The organism is Streptomyces sp. WMMB 322 (genome assembly GCF_900090145.1).
Taxonomy (GTDB): domain Bacteria; phylum Actinomycetota; class Actinomycetes; order Streptomycetales; family Streptomycetaceae; genus Streptomyces.
In genome coordinates, this window is record NZ_FMHI01000009.1 from 61,473 (window position 1) to 81,074 (window position 19,602).

The 19,602-nt window shown below is 69.8% G+C and carries 19 protein-coding genes and 1 tRNA gene; 10 read left to right on the plus strand and 10 right to left on the minus strand.

Annotation, left to right across the window (positions count from 1 at the left end; translation table 11 throughout):
• Positions 1-13: 13 nt before the first annotated feature.
• From H180DRAFT_RS16030 to H180DRAFT_RS16040, 3 genes are all read right to left on the minus strand, one after another.
• Entirely contained in the window at positions 14-286 is a 273-nt protein-coding gene (locus tag H180DRAFT_RS16030) for a hypothetical protein (protein ID WP_139151400.1), read from the minus strand.
• Between the two features lie 670 nt (positions 287-956).
• Positions 957-1,634, minus strand: coding sequence for a DUF429 domain-containing protein (locus H180DRAFT_RS16035; RefSeq protein WP_055486881.1), 678 nt, complete (start codon positions 1,632-1,634; stop codon positions 957-959).
• Positions 1,635-1,838: 204 nt separating this feature from the next.
• A tRNA-Gly gene (locus tag H180DRAFT_RS16040) sits at positions 1,839-1,912 on the minus strand.
• Between the two features lie 244 nt (positions 1,913-2,156).
• On the opposite strand from H180DRAFT_RS16040, the gene H180DRAFT_RS30445 reads away from it, so the two are divergent.
• The 3 genes from H180DRAFT_RS30445 (at position 2,157) to H180DRAFT_RS16055 (ending at position 3,747) form a co-directional block, all read left to right on the plus strand.
• A complete protein-coding gene (locus H180DRAFT_RS30445) occupies positions 2,157-2,348 on the plus strand; it encodes a hypothetical protein (protein ID WP_055486763.1) in 192 nt (63 codons plus the stop codon).
• Positions 2,349-2,615: 267 nt separating this feature from the next.
• Positions 2,616-3,191 (plus strand): dCTP deaminase, encoded by a 576-nt coding sequence (dcd, locus tag H180DRAFT_RS16050; RefSeq protein ID WP_055486764.1) that lies wholly within the window; start codon positions 2,616-2,618, stop codon positions 3,189-3,191.
• A 28-nt stretch (positions 3,192-3,219) separates the two neighbouring features.
• A complete protein-coding gene (locus tag H180DRAFT_RS16055) occupies positions 3,220-3,747 on the plus strand; it encodes a phosphoribosyltransferase (protein ID WP_055486765.1) in 528 nt (175 codons plus the stop codon).
• A gap of 284 nt (positions 3,748-4,031) precedes the next feature.
• Here the strand turns inward: H180DRAFT_RS16055 and H180DRAFT_RS16060 are convergent, their stop codons facing one another.
• Positions 4,032-4,631 carry a DUF5994 family protein gene (locus H180DRAFT_RS16060; protein WP_107097670.1) on the minus strand — a complete coding sequence of 200 codons (600 nt, stop codon included), beginning with the start codon at positions 4,629-4,631 and terminating at the stop codon, positions 4,032-4,034.
• A 179-nt stretch (positions 4,632-4,810) separates the two neighbouring features.
• Entirely contained in the window at positions 4,811-5,356 is a 546-nt protein-coding gene (locus H180DRAFT_RS16065) for a GNAT family N-acetyltransferase (RefSeq protein WP_055486766.1), read from the minus strand.
• A gap of 360 nt (positions 5,357-5,716) precedes the next feature.
• Between H180DRAFT_RS16065 and H180DRAFT_RS16070 the strand changes: the two genes are divergently transcribed.
• Positions 5,717-5,968 (plus strand): hypothetical protein, encoded by a 252-nt coding sequence (locus H180DRAFT_RS16070; protein ID WP_055486767.1) that lies wholly within the window; start codon positions 5,717-5,719, stop codon positions 5,966-5,968.
• A 254-nt stretch (positions 5,969-6,222) separates the two neighbouring features.
• Here the strand turns inward: H180DRAFT_RS16070 and H180DRAFT_RS16075 are convergent, their stop codons facing one another.
• From H180DRAFT_RS16075 to H180DRAFT_RS16085, 3 genes are all read right to left on the minus strand, one after another.
• Entirely contained in the window at positions 6,223-7,173 is a 951-nt protein-coding gene (locus tag H180DRAFT_RS16075; RefSeq protein WP_055486768.1) for a Yip1 family protein, read from the minus strand.
• Positions 7,174-7,531: 358 nt separating this feature from the next.
• Positions 7,532-7,939, minus strand: a complete 408-nt coding sequence (locus H180DRAFT_RS16080; RefSeq protein WP_055486769.1) for an ATP-binding protein — start codon at positions 7,937-7,939, stop codon at positions 7,532-7,534.
• A 457-nt stretch (positions 7,940-8,396) separates the two neighbouring features.
• Complete coding sequence (locus H180DRAFT_RS16085; RefSeq protein WP_055486770.1) at positions 8,397-10,712, minus strand: (Fe-S)-binding protein; 2,316 nt, start codon at positions 10,710-10,712, stop codon at positions 8,397-8,399.
• 320 nt (positions 10,713-11,032) lie between these two features.
• Here H180DRAFT_RS16085 and dnaK point away from each other — a divergent pair, with 320 nt between their 5' ends.
• The 4 genes from dnaK to H180DRAFT_RS16105 are packed head-to-tail and all read left to right on the plus strand — an operon-like array spanning position 11,033 to position 15,328.
• On the plus strand, positions 11,033-12,901 hold the full coding sequence (dnaK, locus tag H180DRAFT_RS16090) for a molecular chaperone DnaK (protein ID WP_055486771.1): 1,869 nt from the start codon (positions 11,033-11,035) through the stop codon (positions 12,899-12,901).
• Complete coding sequence (gene grpE / locus H180DRAFT_RS16095) at positions 12,898-13,620, plus strand: nucleotide exchange factor GrpE (protein WP_055486772.1); 723 nt, start codon at positions 12,898-12,900, stop codon at positions 13,618-13,620. The genes dnaK and grpE overlap by 4 nt, the downstream gene beginning before the upstream one ends.
• A gap of 57 nt (positions 13,621-13,677) precedes the next feature.
• Positions 13,678-14,868, plus strand: coding sequence for a molecular chaperone DnaJ (dnaJ, locus tag H180DRAFT_RS16100; RefSeq protein WP_055486773.1), 1,191 nt, complete (start codon positions 13,678-13,680; stop codon positions 14,866-14,868).
• Position 14,869: 1 nt separating this feature from the next.
• Positions 14,870-15,328 (plus strand): heat shock protein transcriptional repressor HspR, encoded by a 459-nt coding sequence (locus tag H180DRAFT_RS16105; RefSeq protein WP_028437518.1) that lies wholly within the window; start codon positions 14,870-14,872, stop codon positions 15,326-15,328.
• A gap of 60 nt (positions 15,329-15,388) precedes the next feature.
• Here the strand turns inward: H180DRAFT_RS16105 and H180DRAFT_RS16110 are convergent, their stop codons facing one another.
• Positions 15,389-16,213, minus strand: coding sequence for a methyltransferase domain-containing protein (locus H180DRAFT_RS16110; protein WP_055486774.1), 825 nt, complete (start codon positions 16,211-16,213; stop codon positions 15,389-15,391).
• A 76-nt stretch (positions 16,214-16,289) separates the two neighbouring features.
• On the opposite strand from H180DRAFT_RS16110, the gene H180DRAFT_RS16115 reads away from it, so the two are divergent.
• Together H180DRAFT_RS16115 and H180DRAFT_RS16120 are read left to right on the plus strand one after the other, a co-directional pair.
• Entirely contained in the window at positions 16,290-17,789 is a 1,500-nt protein-coding gene (locus H180DRAFT_RS16115; RefSeq protein ID WP_055486775.1) for a MocR-like pyridoxine biosynthesis transcription factor PdxR, read from the plus strand.
• 192 nt (positions 17,790-17,981) lie between these two features.
• Positions 17,982-18,836: a trypsin-like serine peptidase gene (locus H180DRAFT_RS16120; protein WP_055486776.1), complete on the plus strand. Its 855-nt coding sequence runs from the start codon at positions 17,982-17,984 to the stop codon at positions 18,834-18,836.
• 134 nt (positions 18,837-18,970) lie between these two features.
• On the opposite strand, the gene H180DRAFT_RS16125 is transcribed toward H180DRAFT_RS16120, so the two are convergent.
• The gene (locus H180DRAFT_RS16125; protein WP_074466833.1) at positions 18,971-19,501 is read right to left on the minus strand and encodes a pyridoxamine 5'-phosphate oxidase family protein; all 531 of its coding nucleotides are present in this window, start codon (positions 19,499-19,501) and stop codon (positions 18,971-18,973) included.
• Between the last annotated feature and the right edge of the window lie 101 nt (positions 19,502-19,602).

A 19,602-nucleotide genomic window follows, 5' to 3' on the forward strand; every position in this document is an offset into this window, starting at 1 on the left:
TACGTGCTCGTGCTCACCCGAAGTCCTCCTTGACCTTCTGCTGGTTCGTCTTGCCCGCGTCCATGCGCTCGTTGAAGCCCTGTGACGGCGGGCGCTGATCGTACGCCGTGGGCTCGTCCGGCTTCGTCCCGGGCAAGTCGCTGGGGGCGTACTCGGCGTACGCCTCCTTGGCCGTGCCGACTGCATCCTGGCCGACCACCGGGGCAACGATGTAGTCCCGCACAGCGCCCTTGGCCTCCCTGTAGGTTTGCCATTTGGCGAGGTCTTCCCGCTTCCTTCCATCCATGAGGTATCGGTTGCGGGCGCTCTTGTATCCGTTCCGCCCCTTGCTCCCCAAGCGTCTGATTTCCGTGCGCAGCTTTGCTGCGCGCCTGAGAAGCTTCAGCCGCTTGGCCAGGTCGCTCAGTTTGTCGGAGTCTCGGTTACCAACTCGCTCATGGGACAACAGGTTTCCCCGGCCCACCTCGACGCGAGTGGCGCGGATGCCCCCTCGTTGCGAACCATGGGCGGACGTCGGTGAGGTCATCTCGGCCGGTCCACTGGCTGCCTGGAGCCATCAAGGTGCGGCTACGTCGCCGTGGTTGCCGTATTTCGATGCCCTACGGCGCACCGCACGATCACCGCGTTGGGAGTGATGTAGGGCGACTGCCGACCTGCAAGGGTGCGTGCCGGCGTGACGAGGGTCAAGTCGTCCCCATGCACCTCGTTTTCCCGTGAGTCCCCCGTCCGATGTGGCACGAGACTGGCACGGGGCCGACGGTGGTAGTGAGGCAGCCGACCCTTGTCGCACCCCGGGTCGCGGCCTTTACCGTGCGGACGACCTCACCACCAACTGACTGAGGATACGGCTTTCTGGTCCGTAGCTCCAGATGGATCGGGCGGCTGCGTTCATTCAGGGCAGAGTTGAGTCGTCGCCGGTCGCGATCAGTCCCGCCCTTGCTCGTGAAGGGCTGGTGTCAGTACCAGATCGCGATCGGCCGCCCGCGGCGGTCGAGTTGCGGTGGGTCGGGCAAGCAGAACGCGTCCTGTTTGGCGATGCGATGTGCGCTCCACGCCGCAGCCGCCGCATCCAGGACGTCGTCCGGAGGTACTCGACCCGCGAGCCCCAGATCGTCGGGGAGGACGACGCCGGCTTTCCGGAGCAGGGCGCGCCGGGTCATCTGGCCTTCCCAGCTGGTCTTCTTATGAGGGAGCGGCGCCTTCCCGTTGAGTGCCCAGAACGACACCTCAGGGTGGACCTCGTACAAGCGGCCGCCGTCGCTCTCCAGACATTCGTTGGCGGCCCTCAGCTTGGCTGCCAGTCCCCAGGTCTGCTGACTCAGCCCGCTCCCGGTCAGTTCCTGGCACCGCCGGTTGGCGGCCTCGTAGTGATTCTCGAGCCACACCTGTTGCGGTGGCACACGGAACACGGAGTTCGCTCGGGGCCCCAGGACGGCTTTTGCCTCCGTGTCCGCCTTCCGCCATCCGTGACTCACGAGGCCGAGGGGCATGTCCACTGCGACAACTTCGGCTCTGAGAGTGGCATCGAGGATGTCTCGTAGGTCATTGCTGAATTGCGCGTCGGTATAGGCACCGTCGGAGAGTTCGACGGCGACCCACCCCTGTTTGCATGCGTCCACCCCGAGGATCACCATGCGGTCAGTATCGCGTCTGGGGCCCATAGGCTCACCCGTCCTGCGGCAAGAACCGGGTTCCGGTACTTGCCGTGACTCGCCCTGGCTGGCCACGGCTGGGGAGGGTGCGGAACGGCGCGAGCCGCCGAGCACTCAACGGCCCGAGACCAATAGAAAAGTCTGGACAACAAACAAGGCCCAGGTCTCCGACCTGGGCCTTCGTTGTGGAGCGGGTGACGGGAATCGAACCCGCGCTCTGAGCTTGGGAAGCTCATGTTCTACCATTAAACTACACCCGCGAGGAGCCGTTGACTGCTCGGCTTCCATCGGTTCAACGCCGGACACTCTACCCCATCACCGACCCCCGCCGCACAGGTCGAGGGGTCTTTTTGCTGCTCCGGGGCGGGGTGAGGGGACGGGCTGGGGGCCTTCGGAGCAAGGGAGTTGGGGCGTAGCGTGGGGTGAGGGGAGGCGCCCGGAGGGCTGTCGGTTTGATCCCCTAATGTGGCTTTCGTCGACCACGTACTTGGGGAGAGGAGAGCGATGGAGGCCACCGTCGTTCAGTGTGCCGAGGGGCATGTGTTCAGTACCTCGATGTTCCCGATGCAGAACCTCCGCAGCGGGCGCATCGGTCCCGGGCGGTTGCTGCGGTGTCCGCGGTGTGCGCGGCTGAGGCAGGCGGTGCCGGTGGGGGATGTCCCGTCCGTGCCGCGTCCCGGTCGCGGCGAGCGGTAGCCGCAGGGAGGGTCCGTACGGGTAGCGTCCGGCACGGGGAGAGTCCGCGGACAGCCGGACAGCCGGACAGCCGGACAGCCGGACAGCCGGACAGCCGGACAGCCGGACAGCCGGGGAGGCAACGGCGACTGCCGTGGGCGGGCCGCCCGCCGGAGTTCGCATTTCAGTGCATATGGACAGCGCCGCACGGTTCCGTGTGACAGTGACGTGTGGCAGTGGGGCCGGTTCGATTGGGCCGGCCCTTTGCCGTGCGCGTAGTCTCTGGCCGTGCTTCTCTCTGACAAGGACATTCGCGCCGAGATCGACACCGGCCGGGTGCGGATCGATCCGTACGATCCCGCGATGGTGCAGCCCTCCAGCATCGATGTCCGACTGGACCGCTATTTCCGGGTGTTCGAGAATCACCGGTACCCGCACATCGACCCCGCCGTCGAACAGCCCGATCTGACGCGGCTGATCGAGGCGGAGGGCGACGAACCCTTCATTCTGCATCCGGGCGAGTTCGTGCTCGCGTCGTCGTACGAGGTGGTCACTCTGCCCGACGACATCGCGTCCCGTCTGGAGGGGAAGAGCTCGCTGGGGCGGCTCGGCCTGCTGACGCACTCCACCGCGGGTTTCATCGATCCGGGCTTCTCGGGTCACGTGACCCTGGAGCTGTCCAACGTGGCGACGCTGCCGATGAAGTTGTGGCCGGGGATGAAGATCGGGCAGTTGTGCATGTTCCGGCTGACGTCGCCGGCCGAGCATCCGTACGGGTCTGCCCTGCACGGTTCGCGCTATCAGGGTCAGCGGGGGCCGACGCCCTCGCGTTCGTACTTGAACTTCCACAGGACGCAGGTCTGATCCGTCCGGCCGAGAGGGAGGAGCGCACGTGGGTGACGAGAGCGGTGACGAGAGCCGGGAGAACCTGACGTATCCCGTGTTCGGGGAGGCGGTACGGGAGTTGGCGCAGGCAGTCGCCGACGACGGGTACGACCCGGACATCATTCTGTCGATCGCGCGGGGTGGTCTCTTCGTCGCCGGCGGGCTGGGCTACGCGCTGGACGTGAAGAACCTGCACGTCATGAACGTGGAGTTCTACACGGGAGTGGGCGAGACCCTGGACATGCCCGTCATGCTGCCGCCGGTGCCCAACGTCGTGGACCTGAGCCGGAAGAAGGTGCTCATCGCGGACGATGTCGCCGACACGGGCCGGACGTTGAAGCTGGTGCAGGATTTCTGCGCGGAGCACGTCGCCGAGGTGCGGAGCGCGGTGATCTACGAGAAGTCGCAGTCCGAGGTGAAGTGCGAGTACGTGTGGCGGCGTACGGATCGGTGGATCAACTTTCCGTGGAGCGTCCTGCCTCCGGTGCGCAGGCCCGGCGACCCGGTCACGCCTTCACGGGAAGCGTCGCTTTGAGCGGACCTCCGTCTCGCTCTCACGCGCCGTCGCGGCCCAGACTCCGGTCGGCCCGGCAGGCTCCAGTTCCCTCGCCCGTCGCCCGTCGCCCGTCGCCCGTCGCCCGTCGCCTGTCGCCTGTCGCCCGTCGCCCGTTCATCGCGTCCCGGAGACGCGTCCCGTTCATCGCCTCCCGGTGACACGTCCCGGTGATACGTCCCGGTGACACGTCCCGGTGACGCTTCGCGATGACCGGTCCCGTTGCCGTCTCGTCGCGCCCCGGTGACGCGTCGGAGCCCGGCCGGTCACTCCCGGGAGGCCTGCCAGGCGGGCCGGGCGATGCCCGTCGCGACGAGGATCTGCTGCCCTGCCTCCGTGTTGCCGATGTGTGTTGCCATGGTCATCGCGGCATGTGCCTCGTCGACGGTGGCGTCGGGGGCGATCGTCAGGAGCGCGAAGTTGTCGAGGGTGCCGCGGGTGATGACGACCGTGTCGTCCCCGAGGGGGAACCAGTCGACCTCTATGAGCCGGCCCGCGACGAAGAGCGGCTCGCCGAGCCCGTCCCAGACGTCGGCGTCCAGGCCGACGCGCTCTATGGGGCCCAGGTGTTCGCTCAGTACGGTCACCAGTCCCGGCAGCTCCGCGTGAATGTCGCGCGAGTGCGGCCACCAGGCCCCGTCGAACAGCCCGTCGTGGGAGGGCTCCGGCTTCAGGCGAAGCGCCAACAGGCCTGGTTCGACGGGGAGATGGAGTGCGCTCAGCGCGGAGAGATCCACGAGCGGCGTGTTCGGTTCCGTGTCCGCGCTGCCCGCGATGTGGATGCCTGGTATGCCCGGGGTGTCTGGTGTGCCCGGAGCGTCGGAGACGTGCGGTGCCGTGCCCGGGATGCTCGATTCGCCCCTCATGGTGCCCGCCCCCTTTGTCGCCCGACTTTGTTGCCCGGATTCGCCGCCCGGAGAGATCAGGCCGAAGCCGGCAGCCGGACACCTTCGGAGCGGACGGTGGTCTCGGCGGGCGTTTTCTGCCGTTTTTTCCCAGGCTACTACCGGAGGGCCGGTGCCTCAGTGCGGCGCCGAAGACCCGTCTACCTGCGAGGACGCCGGGTCCAGGCTTCGAGCGGGGGGCGGTCGGGCGACGGTGTGATCTTTCCGAGGCTCTCCCAGCCCCACGAGCCGAGCGCCTGACGGGCCGGGGCGTCCTCCTGGTCGATCAGCGTGACGGCGAGGCCGATGCCCGAGGGGGACAGCAGGTGCTCCTGGAGGCGCGTCGCGATGCCGAGGCGACGGAAGGACGGCAGCACCATCAGTTCGGTCATCACGAACACCCGCCCCGCGGCGGTGAGTTCGGCCATCTCCGCGGGGAGCGGGCCGTGGAGCCCGTGCCACCACTTGTGGGTGCGTTCCGGGCGGTAGCCGTAGACGCTGCCGACGAGCGTTCCACCGGCGCTCGCGATCACCAGCTCGAAGCCGGCGAGCTGGACGTGCTCGCCGAGGCGGCGCAGATACTCGTCCCGGTCGTGGAACGCTTCACCGGCCGTGCCCCGGTACGCCTCGACGTACAGGTCGGCGACGGCGTCCCGCTCCCGGTCCGCCTGCCACCGGCTGAGTCGCCGCAGGAACACCTCTGCCATGTCTCCGCCCCCTCCCCGTCCGGCCGCCTCTCCCTTGTCTCGCGACCAGGCCGCACCGGGCTCGACCGGTATTGACCGGCAGTGACCGATCATCCACGGGGAGAAGCGGGAAATGCTGAGAATACTCCGGTTTCGGGGATTCCGGCCTGCTCCTTCGCGTCCTGAAGTCACCGCGCGCGGGGCCGCGTTGCCCGGAGGGGCGGCAGCGGCGCGGTCCACGGGGCGTGCGCGGGCGGAAGAGGCGCTGTGTTTTGCAGGCGAAATGGGCACCCGCGCCCTGGAGAGGCATCAGCGGGAGAGGTATCCGCGCAGGCAGCCCCGGACATCCCGCCCCGCGCGAGCCGCTGGAGAGGAGCGACCATGCTGGACATCCTCGTCACCGTCGGCGTCATCCTCGTGCTGATCGCGCTGGCAGCGCTGCTGCTGCACCTGATCAACACGCACCGCGACCGGAGCATCGCCACGGCCCGCTACGAAGACTTCCACCCCGGCAACCCGCCGCGGTCCCCCGGCGACCGGGAGGAGAGCACCGGCCGCGGCGCGCCGCGGGAGCAGCAGGACCGGGAGGGGCCGGAAAGGGGCGGCGACGGACCGCCGCCCCGGGCGGAGTAGCAGCACCGGCGGGCCGACGGCGCTGTCGGGCGAGGTGCCGGGAGAAAGAGGTGCCGGCAGAAGAAGCGCAGCTGTCCGGCTCGAAGGAGGGACCTCGAGGGACGGGACCTCGAGGGACGGGACCTCGCAGGACGGGACGTCCCCGCCTCAGTTCGCGGCAGCGCACAGCGGCGCCGGAATCACTACGGGCTCGAGCCGTGTCCGGTCAGGAAAACCTCCGCCGGGCGAAGGCCGTCCGGCTCGGTCGGTGCGCGCTAGAGCGTCCCCAGCTTGATCAGTACCAGCAGTGCCACGAGCTGGACCGCCGAGGCGCCCAGCGCCCGCGGCCATGCGAGGTCGTGGGAGCGGCTGACCATCATGGTGAACAGCGCGCCCGCAGCCACCCACGTCACCCAGCCGAGCACCTGGACGACCGGTGCGGTGCCGCCCATGAAGAGGGCGACGAGCAGCCGCGGAGCGTCCGTCAGCGACATGATCAGCATGGACAGTCCGACCGTCGGAGCCCATGCGCCGTCGCCGCCGAACTGCCGGGCGAGCGTGTGCGTCACCGCGCCGAGGATGAGGCCGGCGAGCACCACCGCGATGCCCGTGCTGAGGACGTACGGGATCGCGCTGGAGAGCGTGGCGTTGATGACCTCCTCGCGGGCCTGGTCGAGACCGAATATGGCCAGCAGTCCGTAGAGGAACGTGACGAGGACCGCCGTGGTCCACACGCTGTGGTCGCGCATCTGCCAGAAGGTCGCGCCGGGGCGCAGCAGGATGCCGCTCAGCAGGTCCTTCCAGTGGAGCCGCGGGCCGGAGGGCGGCGCGGGGCGGCTGTAGTCGTAGCCGTCGTCCTGGCCGTAGCCGCCGGCGTGGGCGTACGGGTCGGGCACGGTGAAGGACCGGGTGTGTCCGGCGGAGTTCGCGTACGGGTCGGAGACGGGGCCGCCCTGCCGCTGCCCGGGGCCCGCCGCGTAGGGGCCGGGTCCGAACTGCGGTCCGCCCTGCCCCCGTCCGGGATGCGGCTGTCCGCCCCGGTCGTCGAAGTACTCCGGCTCGCCCTGGCCGCCGCCCATGCGCGGCCACTGCTGGGCCGGACGCTGTCCGTACGCTCCGGCGCCGGGTGGCGGAGCGCCGACCCCCGGTCCCTGAGGTCCGCTGTACTGCCCTCGCTGCTGCGCGTTCCGGGAACCCCGGCCGCGTCCGATCCTGAAACCAGCCACGCCTTCGAACGTACCTTGTCCGCAGGGGCGCGATGCGGGGCCGGAGAGATTGGGGACGGCATTGTGGCCGATCCGGTACAACCCGTAGGGGTCACCCGCAGGGACGGCTGAGGGCGTCGTCGTTCGCGGGTACGAGGCGCGGGTACGAGGCGCGCGTCGCGAGCCGCCGGACGGAGGGCCGTACGGGCGGGACGTGCAGAGCCGGGGCCGCACCCGTGAGCAGGCCGCGGCCCGGGAATGTGCGACCCGGGGGTGCGGTGTCCGTGCTGCGCGGTCCGAGCGGGGAGACCCGCGTCCGCTCCCGCGCGGCCTGCGCTCCTCACGCCTGTGACGTGGCCCTCGCGGCTGCGGAGTCGTTTCAGCCGCCCGGCAGTTTCACCGCCAGGGTCACCACCGCGCCGGAGTCCGGGCCCGCCGGTTCGACGCTGAGCCTGTCGGTGACGAGGCGCGCGAGCCACAGGCCGCGGCCCGCGGTGGCTCCCGCGACGCCCGGAGCGAGTTCGGGAATGACGTCCTCGGAGAATCCGGGGCCGGAGTCCTCCACGCGGCACTCCAGCTCGCCCGCGAGGTGACGCATCACCAACCGGCCCGTTCCGCCCGCGTGTTCGACGGCGTTGGTCGCCACGGCGTCGACGGCGACCACGAATTCACCTCTGCGGGGCTCCGCGAGCCCGGCAGAGGCCGCGCACTCCTCGACCTCGATGCGGATGCGCGGAAGGTCGCGCGAGGTGAAATGCAGTCGGCACAGGCGCTCGTTGGTCAGCATGCGCCCATCTCCTCGACGGTGGTCGGTCTACGAACCGGGTGGTCCTCTCCGTGCCTGGACGGTGTGCGGACCCGGTTGCTTGTGCCCAGCACGTTATCGGGCTGTGAGCTCCGAGTGGAGAGGTGTAAGTGCCAATCATCGGCGACAGCGGGCCGCGCCGGGGCGTGACGCGTCTCCCGTCTCGCGGAGACAGGGGGGACAGGGCGGGCCTTCACCGCCACGTCGCCGCCGTCCAGCAACGGGGTCGCCTCCTTCTGTCCGGGATTTCGCAGCCGCTGGTCAGCGAGGCTAGGACGCGGGGTGCCGGTTGGGTATCCCCCGAAGGCGATTGACATGTGAAGAACGTTAAGTGACCGAATAAGAACGGAGGTTGTCGCAAACGAGCGGAGCTTGCCGTTCTGCACGGCAAGCTCCGCTCGATCACGCGTATTTGTGCCGGGAGTCGGGACCAGGAGGCCTAATTGGCGGGCTCGGGCTCCGTGCTCTCCTCCTTCTCCGGCTCGTCCGACGGACCGTCCGACGAGCCGCCGTCGTCACCCGGCGTGCGCACGGAGTCGAGCAGCAGCTGCGCGACGTCGACGACCCGCAGGTCCTCCTTGGCCTGAGCATCGTTCTTCTTGCCGTTGACCGAGTCCGTCAGCATGACGAGGCAGAACGGGCAGGCGGTGGAGACGATGTCCGGGTTCAGGGAGAGGGCTTCGTCCACGCGCTCGTTGTTGATGCGCTTGCCGATGCGCTCTTCCATCCACATGCGGGCGCCGCCCGCGCCGCAGCAGAAGCCGCGTTCCTTGTGGCGGTGCATCTCCTCGTTCCGCAGGCCCGGCACCTTGCCGATGATCTCGCGCGGCGGTGTGTAGACCTTGTTGTGCCGGCCCAGGTAGCACGGGTCGTGGTAGGTGATCAGACCCTCGACGGGCGTGACGGGGACCAGCTTGCCCTCGTCGACGAGGTGCTGGAGCAGCTGCGTGTGGTGGATGACCTCGTAGTGGCCGCCCAGCTGCGGGTACTCGTTGGCGAGCGTGTTGAAGCAGTGGGGGCAGGTCGCGACGATCTTCTTCTTCGACGCGGGCTTCTTCGTCGACTCGTCCTCGTCGTCCTCGCCGAATGCCGCGTTCAGCGTGGCGACGTTCTCCTCGCCGAGCTGCTGGAAGAGGAACTCGTTGCCGAGGCGGCGGGGCGAGTCACCGGTGCACTTCTCGTCGCCGCCCATGATCGCGAAGTTGACGCCCGCGATGTGCAGCAGCTCGGCGAAGGCCTTGGTGGTCTTCTTCGCCCGGTCCTCCAGGGCGCCGGCGCAGCCGACCCAGTACAGGTAGTCGACCTCGGTGAGGTCCTCGACGGTCTTGCCGACGACGGGCACCTCGAAGCCGGTGGCCTCCGCGAGCTCCTTCGTCCACTCCAGACGCTGCTTCTTGGCCAGGCCCCAGGGGTTGCCCTTCTTCTCCAGGTTCTTCAGCATCGTCCCGGCCTCGCTGGGGAACGCGCTCTCGATCATCACCTGGTAGCGGCGCATGTCGACGATGTGGTCGACGTGTTCGATGTCGACCGGGCACTGCTCGACGCACGCGCCGCACGTGGTGCACGACCACAGCACGTCCGGGTCGATGACGCCGTTCTCCTCGGCGGTGCCGATCAGGGGGCGTTCGGCCTCGTCCAGTGCCGACTGCGGCACGTCCTTCAGCTGCTCGTCGGTCGCCTTCTCCTCGCCCTCCATCGTCTTGCCGCCGCCGGCGAGCAGATAGGGGGCCTTGGCGTGCGCGTGGTCGCGCAGCGACATGATCAGCAGCTTCGGAGAGAGCGGCTTGCCGGTGTTCCAGGCGGGGCACTGCGACTGGCAGCGGCCGCACTCGGTGCAGGTGGAGAAGTCGAGGAGGCCCTTCCAGGAGAAGTCCTCGACCTGGGAGGCGCCGAAGCGGACCTCCTCCTCGTTGTCGTCGTCGAGGGCGGTCTCGAAGTCGATCTCCTTGCCGCCGGAGACCATCGGCCGCAGCTCGCCCAGCGCGGTGCCGCCCTGCGCGTCCCGCTTGAACCAGATGTTGGGGAAGGCGAGGAAGCGGTGCCAGGCCACACCCATGTTGGTGTTGAGCCCGACGACGATCATCCACACGAAGGACGTGCCGATCTTGATGAGCGCGACGAGGTACGTCAGGTTCTGCAGCGCGCTCACGCTCAGCCCCTCGAAGGCGGCCACGAGCGGGTACGAGACGAAGTACGCGGCCTCGTAGCCGTCGACGCCGTGCAGCGCACCCTCGAGCCCGCGCAGCACCAGGATGGCGACGCCGATGGTGAGGATGACGTACTCCACGAAGTACGCCTGGCCGGCCTTGGAGCCCGCGAAGCGGGACTTGCGGCCCGCGCGCGAGGGCAGGCTCAGCAGGCGGACGACGATGAGCGTGATGATGCCCAGCGTCGTCATCAGGCCGATGAACTCCGTGAAGATCTCGTACGGCGCCCACGTGCCGATGAGCGGCAGCGTCCAGTCGGCACGGAAGAGCTGGCCCATGGCGTGCACGAGCGTCAGCACGAGAGCGAAGAAGCCCACGGCGACGAACCAGTGCGCGAAGCCGATGACGCCCCAGCGGTTCATCCGGGTGTGGCCGAAGAACTCACGGGCGACGGTGAGCGTGCGCGCTCCCGGCTCGTCGGTGCGAAGGCCCTCCGGCACCGGCTGTCCCAGCCTGACGAAGCGGTAGATCTGCGCGATGGCGCGCGCGAACAGCGCGATGCCGACCGCGGCCAGCACCAGCGAAACGACGATCGCGGCGAGTTGCATGAGGGCTCCTCGGGCGGCCTTCGGGCGAGACCTGATCGATTGGCTTACTAAGCAGTAACTTAACTGGTCCGTATGACATTACCCAGTCCTCCGGTCCTGCTGATACCCGGGCGGGCGGTGATATGCGTCGCGGGGCGCCATGGCACGCGCGTGCGCCGTGCGGAGCCGCCGGTCCCGCTGCTCCGTCCCTGGTGAGGGGCGGGTGCGCATAAACACTGCATAAGAGTTGAGTGGACCACGCTCAAGCCAGTTGACGTTATCGGGGCGGCCATGCACTCTTGAGTCAGCTTCACTCAAGACATCAGCTGGAGGAAACCGAAATGGCACGTGCGGTCGGCATCGACCTGGGCACGACGAACTCCGTCGTCAGTGTTCTCGAAGGCGGTGAGTCCACCGTCATCACCAACGCCGAGGGCGCCAGGACCACGCCGTCCGTTGTGGCGTTCGCCAAGAACGGCGAGGTGCTCGTCGGCGAGGTGGCCAAGCGTCAGGCCGTCACCAACGTCGACAGGACGGTCCGGTCGGTCAAGCGCCACATGGGCACCGACTGGAAGATCAACCTGGACGGCAAGGACTTCAACCCGCAGCAGATGAGCGCCTTCATCCTGCAGAAGCTGAAGCGCGACGCGGAGTCCTACCTCGGCGAGAAGGTCGAGGACGCCGTCGTGACCGTCCCGGCGTACTTCAACGACGCCGAGCGTCAGGCCACCAAGGAGGCCGGCGAGATCGCGGGCCTCAACGTGCTGCGCATCGTCAACGAGCCGACGGCCGCCGCCCTCGCCTACGGCATGGAGAAGGAAGACCAGACGATCCTGGTCTTCGACCTCGGTGGCGGTACCTTCGACGTCTCGCTGCTGGAGATCGGCGACGGCGTCGTCGAGGTCAAGGCCACCAACGGCGACAACCACCTCGGTGGTGACGACTGGGACCAGCGCATCGTCGACCACCTGGTCAAGCAGTTCCAGTCCGGGCACGGCGTGGACCTGTCCAAGGACAAGATGGCCCTCCAGCGTCTGCGTGAAGCGGCGGAGAAGGCGAAGATCGAGCTGTCCAGCTCCACCGAGACCTCGATCAACCTGCCCTACATCACGGCGTCCGCCGAAGGGCCGCTGCACCTGGACGAGAAGCTGACGCGCTCGCAGTTCCAGCAGCTGACCGAAGACCTGCTGGCGCGCTGCAAGACCCCGTTCCACAACGTGATCAAGGACGCCGGCATCCAGCTGTCCGAGATCGACCACGTGGTGCTGGTCGGCGGCTCGACGCGTATGCCCGCCGTCGCCGACCTGGTCAAGGACCTGACCGCCGGCAAGGACGCCAACAAGGGCGTCAACCCGGACGAGGTCGTCGCCATCGGCGCCAGCCTGCAGGCCGGTGTGCTCAAGGGCGAGGTCAAGGACGTCCTGCTGCTGGACGTCACCCCGCTGTCCCTCGGCATCGAGACCAAGGGCGGCATCATGACCAAGCTGATCGAGCGCAACACCACGATTCCCACGAAGCGTTCGGAGACCTTCACCACGGCCGAGGACAACCAGCCGTCGGTGCAGATCCAGGTCTTCCAGGGCGAGCGCGAGATCGCCGCGTACAACAAGAAGCTCGGCATGTTCGAGCTGACGGGCCTGCCGCCCGCGCCGCGCAACGTGCCGCAGATCGAGGTCAGCTTCGACATCGACGCGAACGGCATCATGCACGTGTCCGCGAAGGACCTCGGCACGGGCAAGGAGCAGCGGATGACCGTCACCGGCGGCTCGGCGCTCCCGAAGGAAGACATCGAGCGCATGATGCGCGACGCCGAGCAGTACGCCGACGAGGACGCCAAGCGCCGCGAGTCGGCGGAGACCCGCAACCAGGCGGAGCAGCTCGTCTACACGACCGAGAAGTTCCTCAAGGACAACGAGGAGAAGGTCCCGGGCGAGATCAAGACCGAGGTCGAGACCTCTCTCGAGGACCTCAAGGAGAAGCTGAAGGGCGAGGACACCGCGGCGATCCGCGAGGCCAGCGAGAAGGTCGCGTCCACCAGCCAGAAGCTCGGCCAGGCCATGTACGCCGACGCCCAGGGCGCACAGGAGGAGGCCGCAGGTGCGCAGGCCGGCGCCGGGGCCGCCGGTGAGGGCAAGGCCGAGGGTGACGAGGACGTCGTCGACGCCGAGATCGTGGACGACGAGCAGAAGCCGAAGGGTGGTGCCGCGTGACGGAGGAGACTCCGGGCTTCGACCAGAAGCCCGACGTCCCCGCCGACGCCGTACAGCCCGATGACGCTGCGGCGCAGGCCGCCGGACCCGTCCCCGCGGAGGACGCGGGGGGTCCGGCGGAGCCCGCCGGGGACGTGACCGAGAACGAACAGGAAGGCCGGGCCGGAGCGGACTTCGGCGGGGAGACGGGTCAGAATCCTCAGGAAGCGGCGCTGACCGCTCAGCTGGACCAGACCCGTACGGCTCTGCACGAGCGGACGCAGGACCTGCAGCGGCTCCAGGCGGAGTTCCAGAACTACCGCCGCAGGGTCGAGCGCGACCGCGCGGCGGTGAAGGAAGTCGCCGTGGCGAATCTGCTCACGGAGCTGCTGCCGGTGCTCGACGACATCGGCCGGGCCCGGGACCACGGTGAACTCGTCGGCGGCTTCAAGTCGGTGGCGGAGTCGCTGGAGATGGTCGCGGCCAAGATGGGTCTGATGCAGTTCGGCAAGGAGGGCGAGCCCTTCGACCCGACTGTGCACGAGGCGCTGATGCACTCGTACTCGCCCGACGTCACGGAGACGACGTGCGTGCAGATCCTTCAGCCCGGGTACCGAATCGGCGAACGGACCATCCGCCCCGCGAGGGTCGGTGTGGCCGAGCCGCAGCCGGGTGCCCAGGGTCCGGCAGGTGAGGAGTCCTCCGACGAAGAGGAGAACGGTGGCCCCGACCAGGGCTGACCAGACAAGGCAGGACGGCACGCGCGAATTCGGCACCGGGGAGGAGGGACGCCGCGGATGAGTACCAAGGACTTCATCGAGAAGGACTACTACAAGGTTCTCGGCGTCCCGAAGGACGCCACCGAGGCCGAGATCAAGAAGGCGTACCGCAAGCTCGCCAGGGAGAACCACCCCGACGCCAACAGGGGCGACGCCAAGGCGGAGGAGCGCTTCAAGAACGCTTCCGAGGCCTACGACGTGCTCGGCGACGCCAAGCGCCGCAAGGAGTACGACGAGGCGCGCGCCCTGTTCGGCAACGGCGGCATCCGGACCGGCGGTCCGGGCGGCCCCGGGGGTGCCGGCAGCTTCAACTTCGACCTGAGCGACCTCTTCGGAGGCGGTCAGCCCGGAGGAGCCGGCGGTGGTGCGGGCGGCTTCGGCGGTGGTCTCGGCGACGTGTTCGGCGGCCTGTTCAACCGCGGCGGTGCCGGTACGCGCACCCAGCCGCGGCGTGGCCAGGACATCGAGTCCGAGGTGACGCTCAGCTTCACCGAGGCCGTGGACGGGGCGACGGTCCCGCTGCGGATGTCCTCCTCGGCCGCGTGCAAGGCGTGTGCCGGAACGGGCGACAAGAACGGCTCACCGCGCGTGTGCCCGACCTGTGTGGGCACCGGCCAGGTCTCGCGCGGCGGCGGTGGCGGCTTCTCCCTGACCGATCCCTGTGTGGACTGCAAGGGCCGCGGGCTCATCGCGCAGGACGCCTGTGACACGTGCAAGGGATCGGGACGGGCGACGAGTTCGCGGACCATGCAGGTCCGCATCCCCGCGGGCGTCAGCGACGGGCAGCGCATCAGGCTGCGCGGCAAGGGCGCACCGGGCGAGCGCGGAGGTCCGCACGGCGACCTGTACGTCGTCGTGCACGTCGACAGCCACCCGGTCTTCGGGCGCAGGGGAGACAACCTGACTGTGACCGTGCCCGTCACCTACCCGGAGGCGGCGCTCGGCGGCGAGATCAAGGTGCCCACGCTCGGCGGCCCGCCGGTCACGCTGAAGCTGCCGCCGGGTACGCCCAGCGGCCGTACGATGCGGGCCCGCGGCAAGGGCGCCGTGCGCAAGGACGGGACGAAGGGCGACCTGCTGGTCACCATCGACGTATCGGTTCCGAAGGATTTGAGCGAGAAGGCAAAGGGCATCCTGGAGTCCTACCGCGACGCGACCGCTGCGGAGGACCCGCGGGCCGCTCTGTTCAAGGCCGCGAAGGGAGACTGAGGTGAACGGCCGAGGTGGACGACGCAACCCCTACCAGCTGACCGACGAGTCCCCTGTGTACGTCATCTCGGTCGCCGCTCAGCTCTCGGGCCTGCACCCGCAGACCCTGCGCCAGTACGACCGCCTCGGGCTGGTCTCCCCGGACCGAGCCGCCGGGCGGGGCCGGCGCTACTCGGCACGCGACATCGAACTCCTGCGCCAGGTACAGGAGTTGAGCCAGGACGAGGGAATCAACCTCGCGGGGATCAAGCGCATCATCGAGCTGGAGAATCAGGTCGCCGCGCTGAAATCCCGGGTCGTGGAGCTCCAGCAGGCGGTCGAGGGCGCGGCCGCGGCCATGCAGCAGCGCGAGGCACAGGTCCACGCCTCCTACCGCCGCGACCTCGTCCCGTACGAGGACGTGCACCCGCAGTCCGGCGCGCTGGTGGTCTGGCGGCCCAAGAAGCAGCGCCGCGACTGACGCGCCCACAGGCTCCCGGCGGGCATCGGCCCCCGGGAGCCGTGCTGCGGCCGACGGGGCTCAGACGGCGGCTGCGGGCACGGCGGCGACGGCCTTGAAGTACGTGTAGTGGAAGGTGCCGCCCGGCGCCGCGGCCCGGTACAGGTCGGCGATGCCGCGGTCCCAGTCGGCGCGGCACATGAGGCCTGCGGCCAGGACGTCGTCGCGGATGAGTTCGTACATGGCGATGAAGGTGTCGCGGGTGAAGCCCTGGACCAGGTCCGGCCGGTTCTCGTCCGCGTAGACGGTGAGCGGCCGTACGTCCACGCCCGCATAGCCCGCTGCTGTGAGCAGCGGGTGCAGCCGTCGGCCGATCAGCGCGTCGCCCCTGGCCGCGGACTGGAGCCGCACCTGGGTCTCGACCACCGCGTGTGCGCCGGCGCTGTCGGGGTGGAAGAACACCGATCCGTGGTCTCCCTCGATCACGGTGATGGTGCCTCCGGGGCGCAGCAGCCTGCGCAGGCCCGTCAGTACGCGCTGCGGCTCCGGCAGATGCTCCAGCACGAAGCAGACGAACAGATGGTCGAACTCCCCGTCCCCGTACGGGAGATCGAGCAGATCGGCCCGGCACCACTCCACTTTCGCCCCGGGCGCCCGTGCCGCCACACGTTCTCGCGCGATGGCCAGAGAGCTCTCCGAGGTGTCGACGGCCACGATGTGGGCCTGCGGGCTGGAGGCGACCAGGTGCAAGGTCTGGGCGCCCGTTCCGCAGCCGGCTTCCAGCACGCGGCTGCCCGGGGGGTAGGCCGTGCCCTGGTGCAGGAGCGCCGCGAGGGTGTCCGCCTGGTCGCTGAGGCGGCCGGCCTCACGCGCCGAGTAGCCGTGTACGTAGCGGGCCGATGTCACTGGTCGGCCTCCCTCCCGGGGCGTGCGCACCCGTCGTCGACGTTGTCCGATCTCACTCTGCTGGGACGATGGACCTGTGGACAGGGCCAAAGAGAGGGCAACTGACAGGTCCGTATCGGCGTCACCGGCGGTGGGCTCCGACTTCCTCCAGCTCGACATCGCCGACGCGCCGCGGGGAGGGCTGGCCGACTGGCTGGCCCGGCGGCTCCGGCTCGCGATCTCGGACGGACGGCTCCCGGTGGGCAGCAGGCTTCCCGCCTCGCGGGTGCTGGCAGCGGAGCTGCGGGTCTCGCGCGGCGTTGTCACCGAGGCGTACCAGCGGCTGAGCGAGGACGGGCATGTCGCGGGACGCGGCCGGGGCGGGACGGTCGTCGTCGCCGCGGCCGCGAGTCCTGCCCCCGCGACGACGGAGCGGCGCCGGCCCCGGGCGCGCGGGGAAGTCTTCGACGCCGAGCCCCGTACGGAGATCCTCGAGACGCTCCGGGCCGTCCCCGCCCGCGTCGATCTGACGCCCGGCGTGCCCGACCTGGCGGCGTTCCCCCGTACGGCCTGGCTGCGCGCCGAACGCTCGGTGCTGGGAGAGCTCTCGGTCTCCGGCCTCGGGTACGGGGACCCGCGCGGGGAACCGGAGCTGCGCCGTGCCGTGGCCCGCTGGCTTGCCCGCAACCGTGGCATCGGTGCCGACGAGGACGAGGTGGTCGTCGTCGCCGGCGTCTCGCAGGGGCTTGCTCTGCTCGCCCAACTACTGCGGGAGGAGGGTCTGCACGAGGTGGCCGTGGAGGAACCCGGCTCGCTCGGGGGCCGTCAGGTGCTTCGCAGATGGGGGCTGAGCACCCCGCCCGTCGAGGTCGACGAGGACGGCGTCGACGTCGGCCGGCTGCGCGCCTCCGGAGCCGCGGCCGTGCTGCTGACCCCGGCCCACCAGTTTCCCACCGGCGCGGTGCTCGGCGGCGACAGGCGCCGTGAGCTGATGCGCTGGGCGTACGAGGGCGGCCTGGTCATCGAGGACGACTACGACGCGGAGCACCGCTACGACCGTCCTCCCGTGCCGGCGCTGCGGTCGATGCTGCCGGAGCGGGTCTGCTACGCGGGCAGCGTCTCCAAGCTCCTGGCCCCCGCGCTGCGCGTGGGGTGGGTGCTGGCACCGCCGCGTCACCGGGAGGCCCTGGTGGACGCCAAGCGGCACACCGACCTCGGCAACGCGGTGCTGCCGCAACTCGTGCTGGCGAGGCTGATGGAGTCGGGGGAGCTGGAGCGGCAGCTACGGCTCATGCGGCGGCGGCACCGCCGTCGCCGGGACGCGATGATCGGCGCCGTGAGGGCGCATCTGCCGGATGCCACCGTGCACGGTGCCGCGGCCGGACTGCATCTGACGGTCACTTTCGACGACGCGCGGTTCACCGACACCGCCCTGGCGGCGACGGCGCTCGAGAGGGGGACCAAGGTGCAGCCGCTGTCCTGGCACCGTCAGCGCCACGGCCCGCCGGGGCTCGTCCTGGGGTACGCCGCGCGGACGGAGGCCGACATCCTGGAGGCGGTGAGGGATCTGGGCGAGGCCCGCCGGCGCATGTCCTGACGCGTGCGTCCTGGCCGCGGCGGGGCATTTCCTGCCGGTGCCTGCCGGTGCCTGCCGTGACGGCGCGGATCGCCGGGTGTGCCGACGGGAGGGGGCGCATGTTCCGGGCGCGGGGTGGTCGCGAAGCGCACCTGTGACCCGACCGGGTGTGTGCGGTTGGCCGCCGGGGAAGCGGAGGCGGAGCGTAGATGCATGACGTCGACTCGTGCGGCGCTCGCCGCCCTCCTGACCTGCACCACTTCGCTGGCTCTGATGGGGGCGAGCGCGCCCGCGCCGTATCCGCCCGCTTCGAAGGGGAGCCCCTGGCCGCAGGGAACGGTGAGTACGGTCGGGAAGCTCGTCGCCGAGCTGCCGGGTCGTCAGGCGGAGTCCTGCTCCGCCGCGATCATCGACTCGCCGAGCGGCAGCGTCGTCGCCACCGCCGCGCACTGCATCTTCAGCCCGGAGCGTCCGGCCAGGCCGCGGGCGATGTACTTCCAGCCTGCCTACAAGGGCCCGAGCGGCGGCAAGAAGGGCAGGCGCGGCGGCACGGGCGACGCCCCGAAGGCGGTGATCGCTCACGGATGGAGGGTGACGGCGTGGAGGACGGCGCCCGGCTGGAACAGCAAGAAGGACCTGGAGTCCGTGCTCCCGTACGACTGGGCGTTCCTGCGGATGGAGAAGCGGAACGGCCGCACGATTCAGCAGGTGTACGGCGCGAACAAACTCAGGACCGAGCCACTGCGCGGCGGCACGACCGCGACGCTCGGCTACCCGGCCTCCTCGCCGTTCGACGGGGAGACGCTCAACTACTGCGCGGGCAAGGCACATCGCTACAAGCGCGGTGAGATCGCGGCAGGCAACGTGGGCGCCCTGTCGCTGTCCCCCTGCCGGCTCACGCAGGGGGTCAGCGGCGGCCCGTGGCTGCGCGACTTCGACAAGAAGCGGGGCGCCGGGACGCTGGTGGCCGTGACCTCGGTCGGCTCCAAGAACGAGCTGCTGGGGCGGCCGTATCCCAAGTCGGCCCGGGCGGTGCTCAAGGAGTTCGGGGCCGTGCACGGGCGCTGAGCCGCCCCGGTCCGCTGTCGGCCGGCCGGCACGCACGCCCGCACGCCCGCCGGTCGGCCCGCTGAACCGCCGGGCTCCGACGGGGCCGCGTGCCTGCTCCGTGCGGGCCCGCCCCGTGTGCGGCGGACGGGAGCTCACGCCTCCCGGCTCATGCCCAGGGTCCGGTCGACGGTGATCTCGATCAGTACGCGTTCGGGGTTGGGGGTGGGCCGCCGCCCGTATCGCTCCTCGTAGCGGCGCTCGGCGTCGGCGACCGACTCGGCGTCCGTACGGATGCGTGCGCGGCCCTCCAGCGTCGACCAGCGCCCGCCGTCGACCTGGCAGAGGGCGACGCGCATGCCCGCTTCGCCGGCGGCCGCGATGTTGCGCGCCTTCCTGCTGTGGCGGCGGGTGACCACGCGGGCGGTGCCCACCGCTTTGCGCGCGGGGCCCGCGCCCGGCGTCGCGTCCGCCTTCGCGGGGGCGTCCGGCTGTGCGGTCGTGTCCGCCGCAGGCCCGTCCGGCCGTGCGGGCGGGCCGGGTTCGTAGGTCACGCTCACGGGCACCACGTGCGGTGTGCCGTCCGGCCGGAGGGTGGTGAGGGTCGCGTAGCGGCGCTCCCTCCAGAAGGCGTCGAGGGGGGACGCGGCGGACGGTTCGGGCGGGTGGGTTTCCATGCTCGTCATGGGAACGAATCTAGTCGCGCGATAGTTGAGTGGAATAGACTCAACTTGCTGGATGCTGAAGCTAGCAGTGAGCAGCAAGCCGCATACGAAGGAGGCACGCA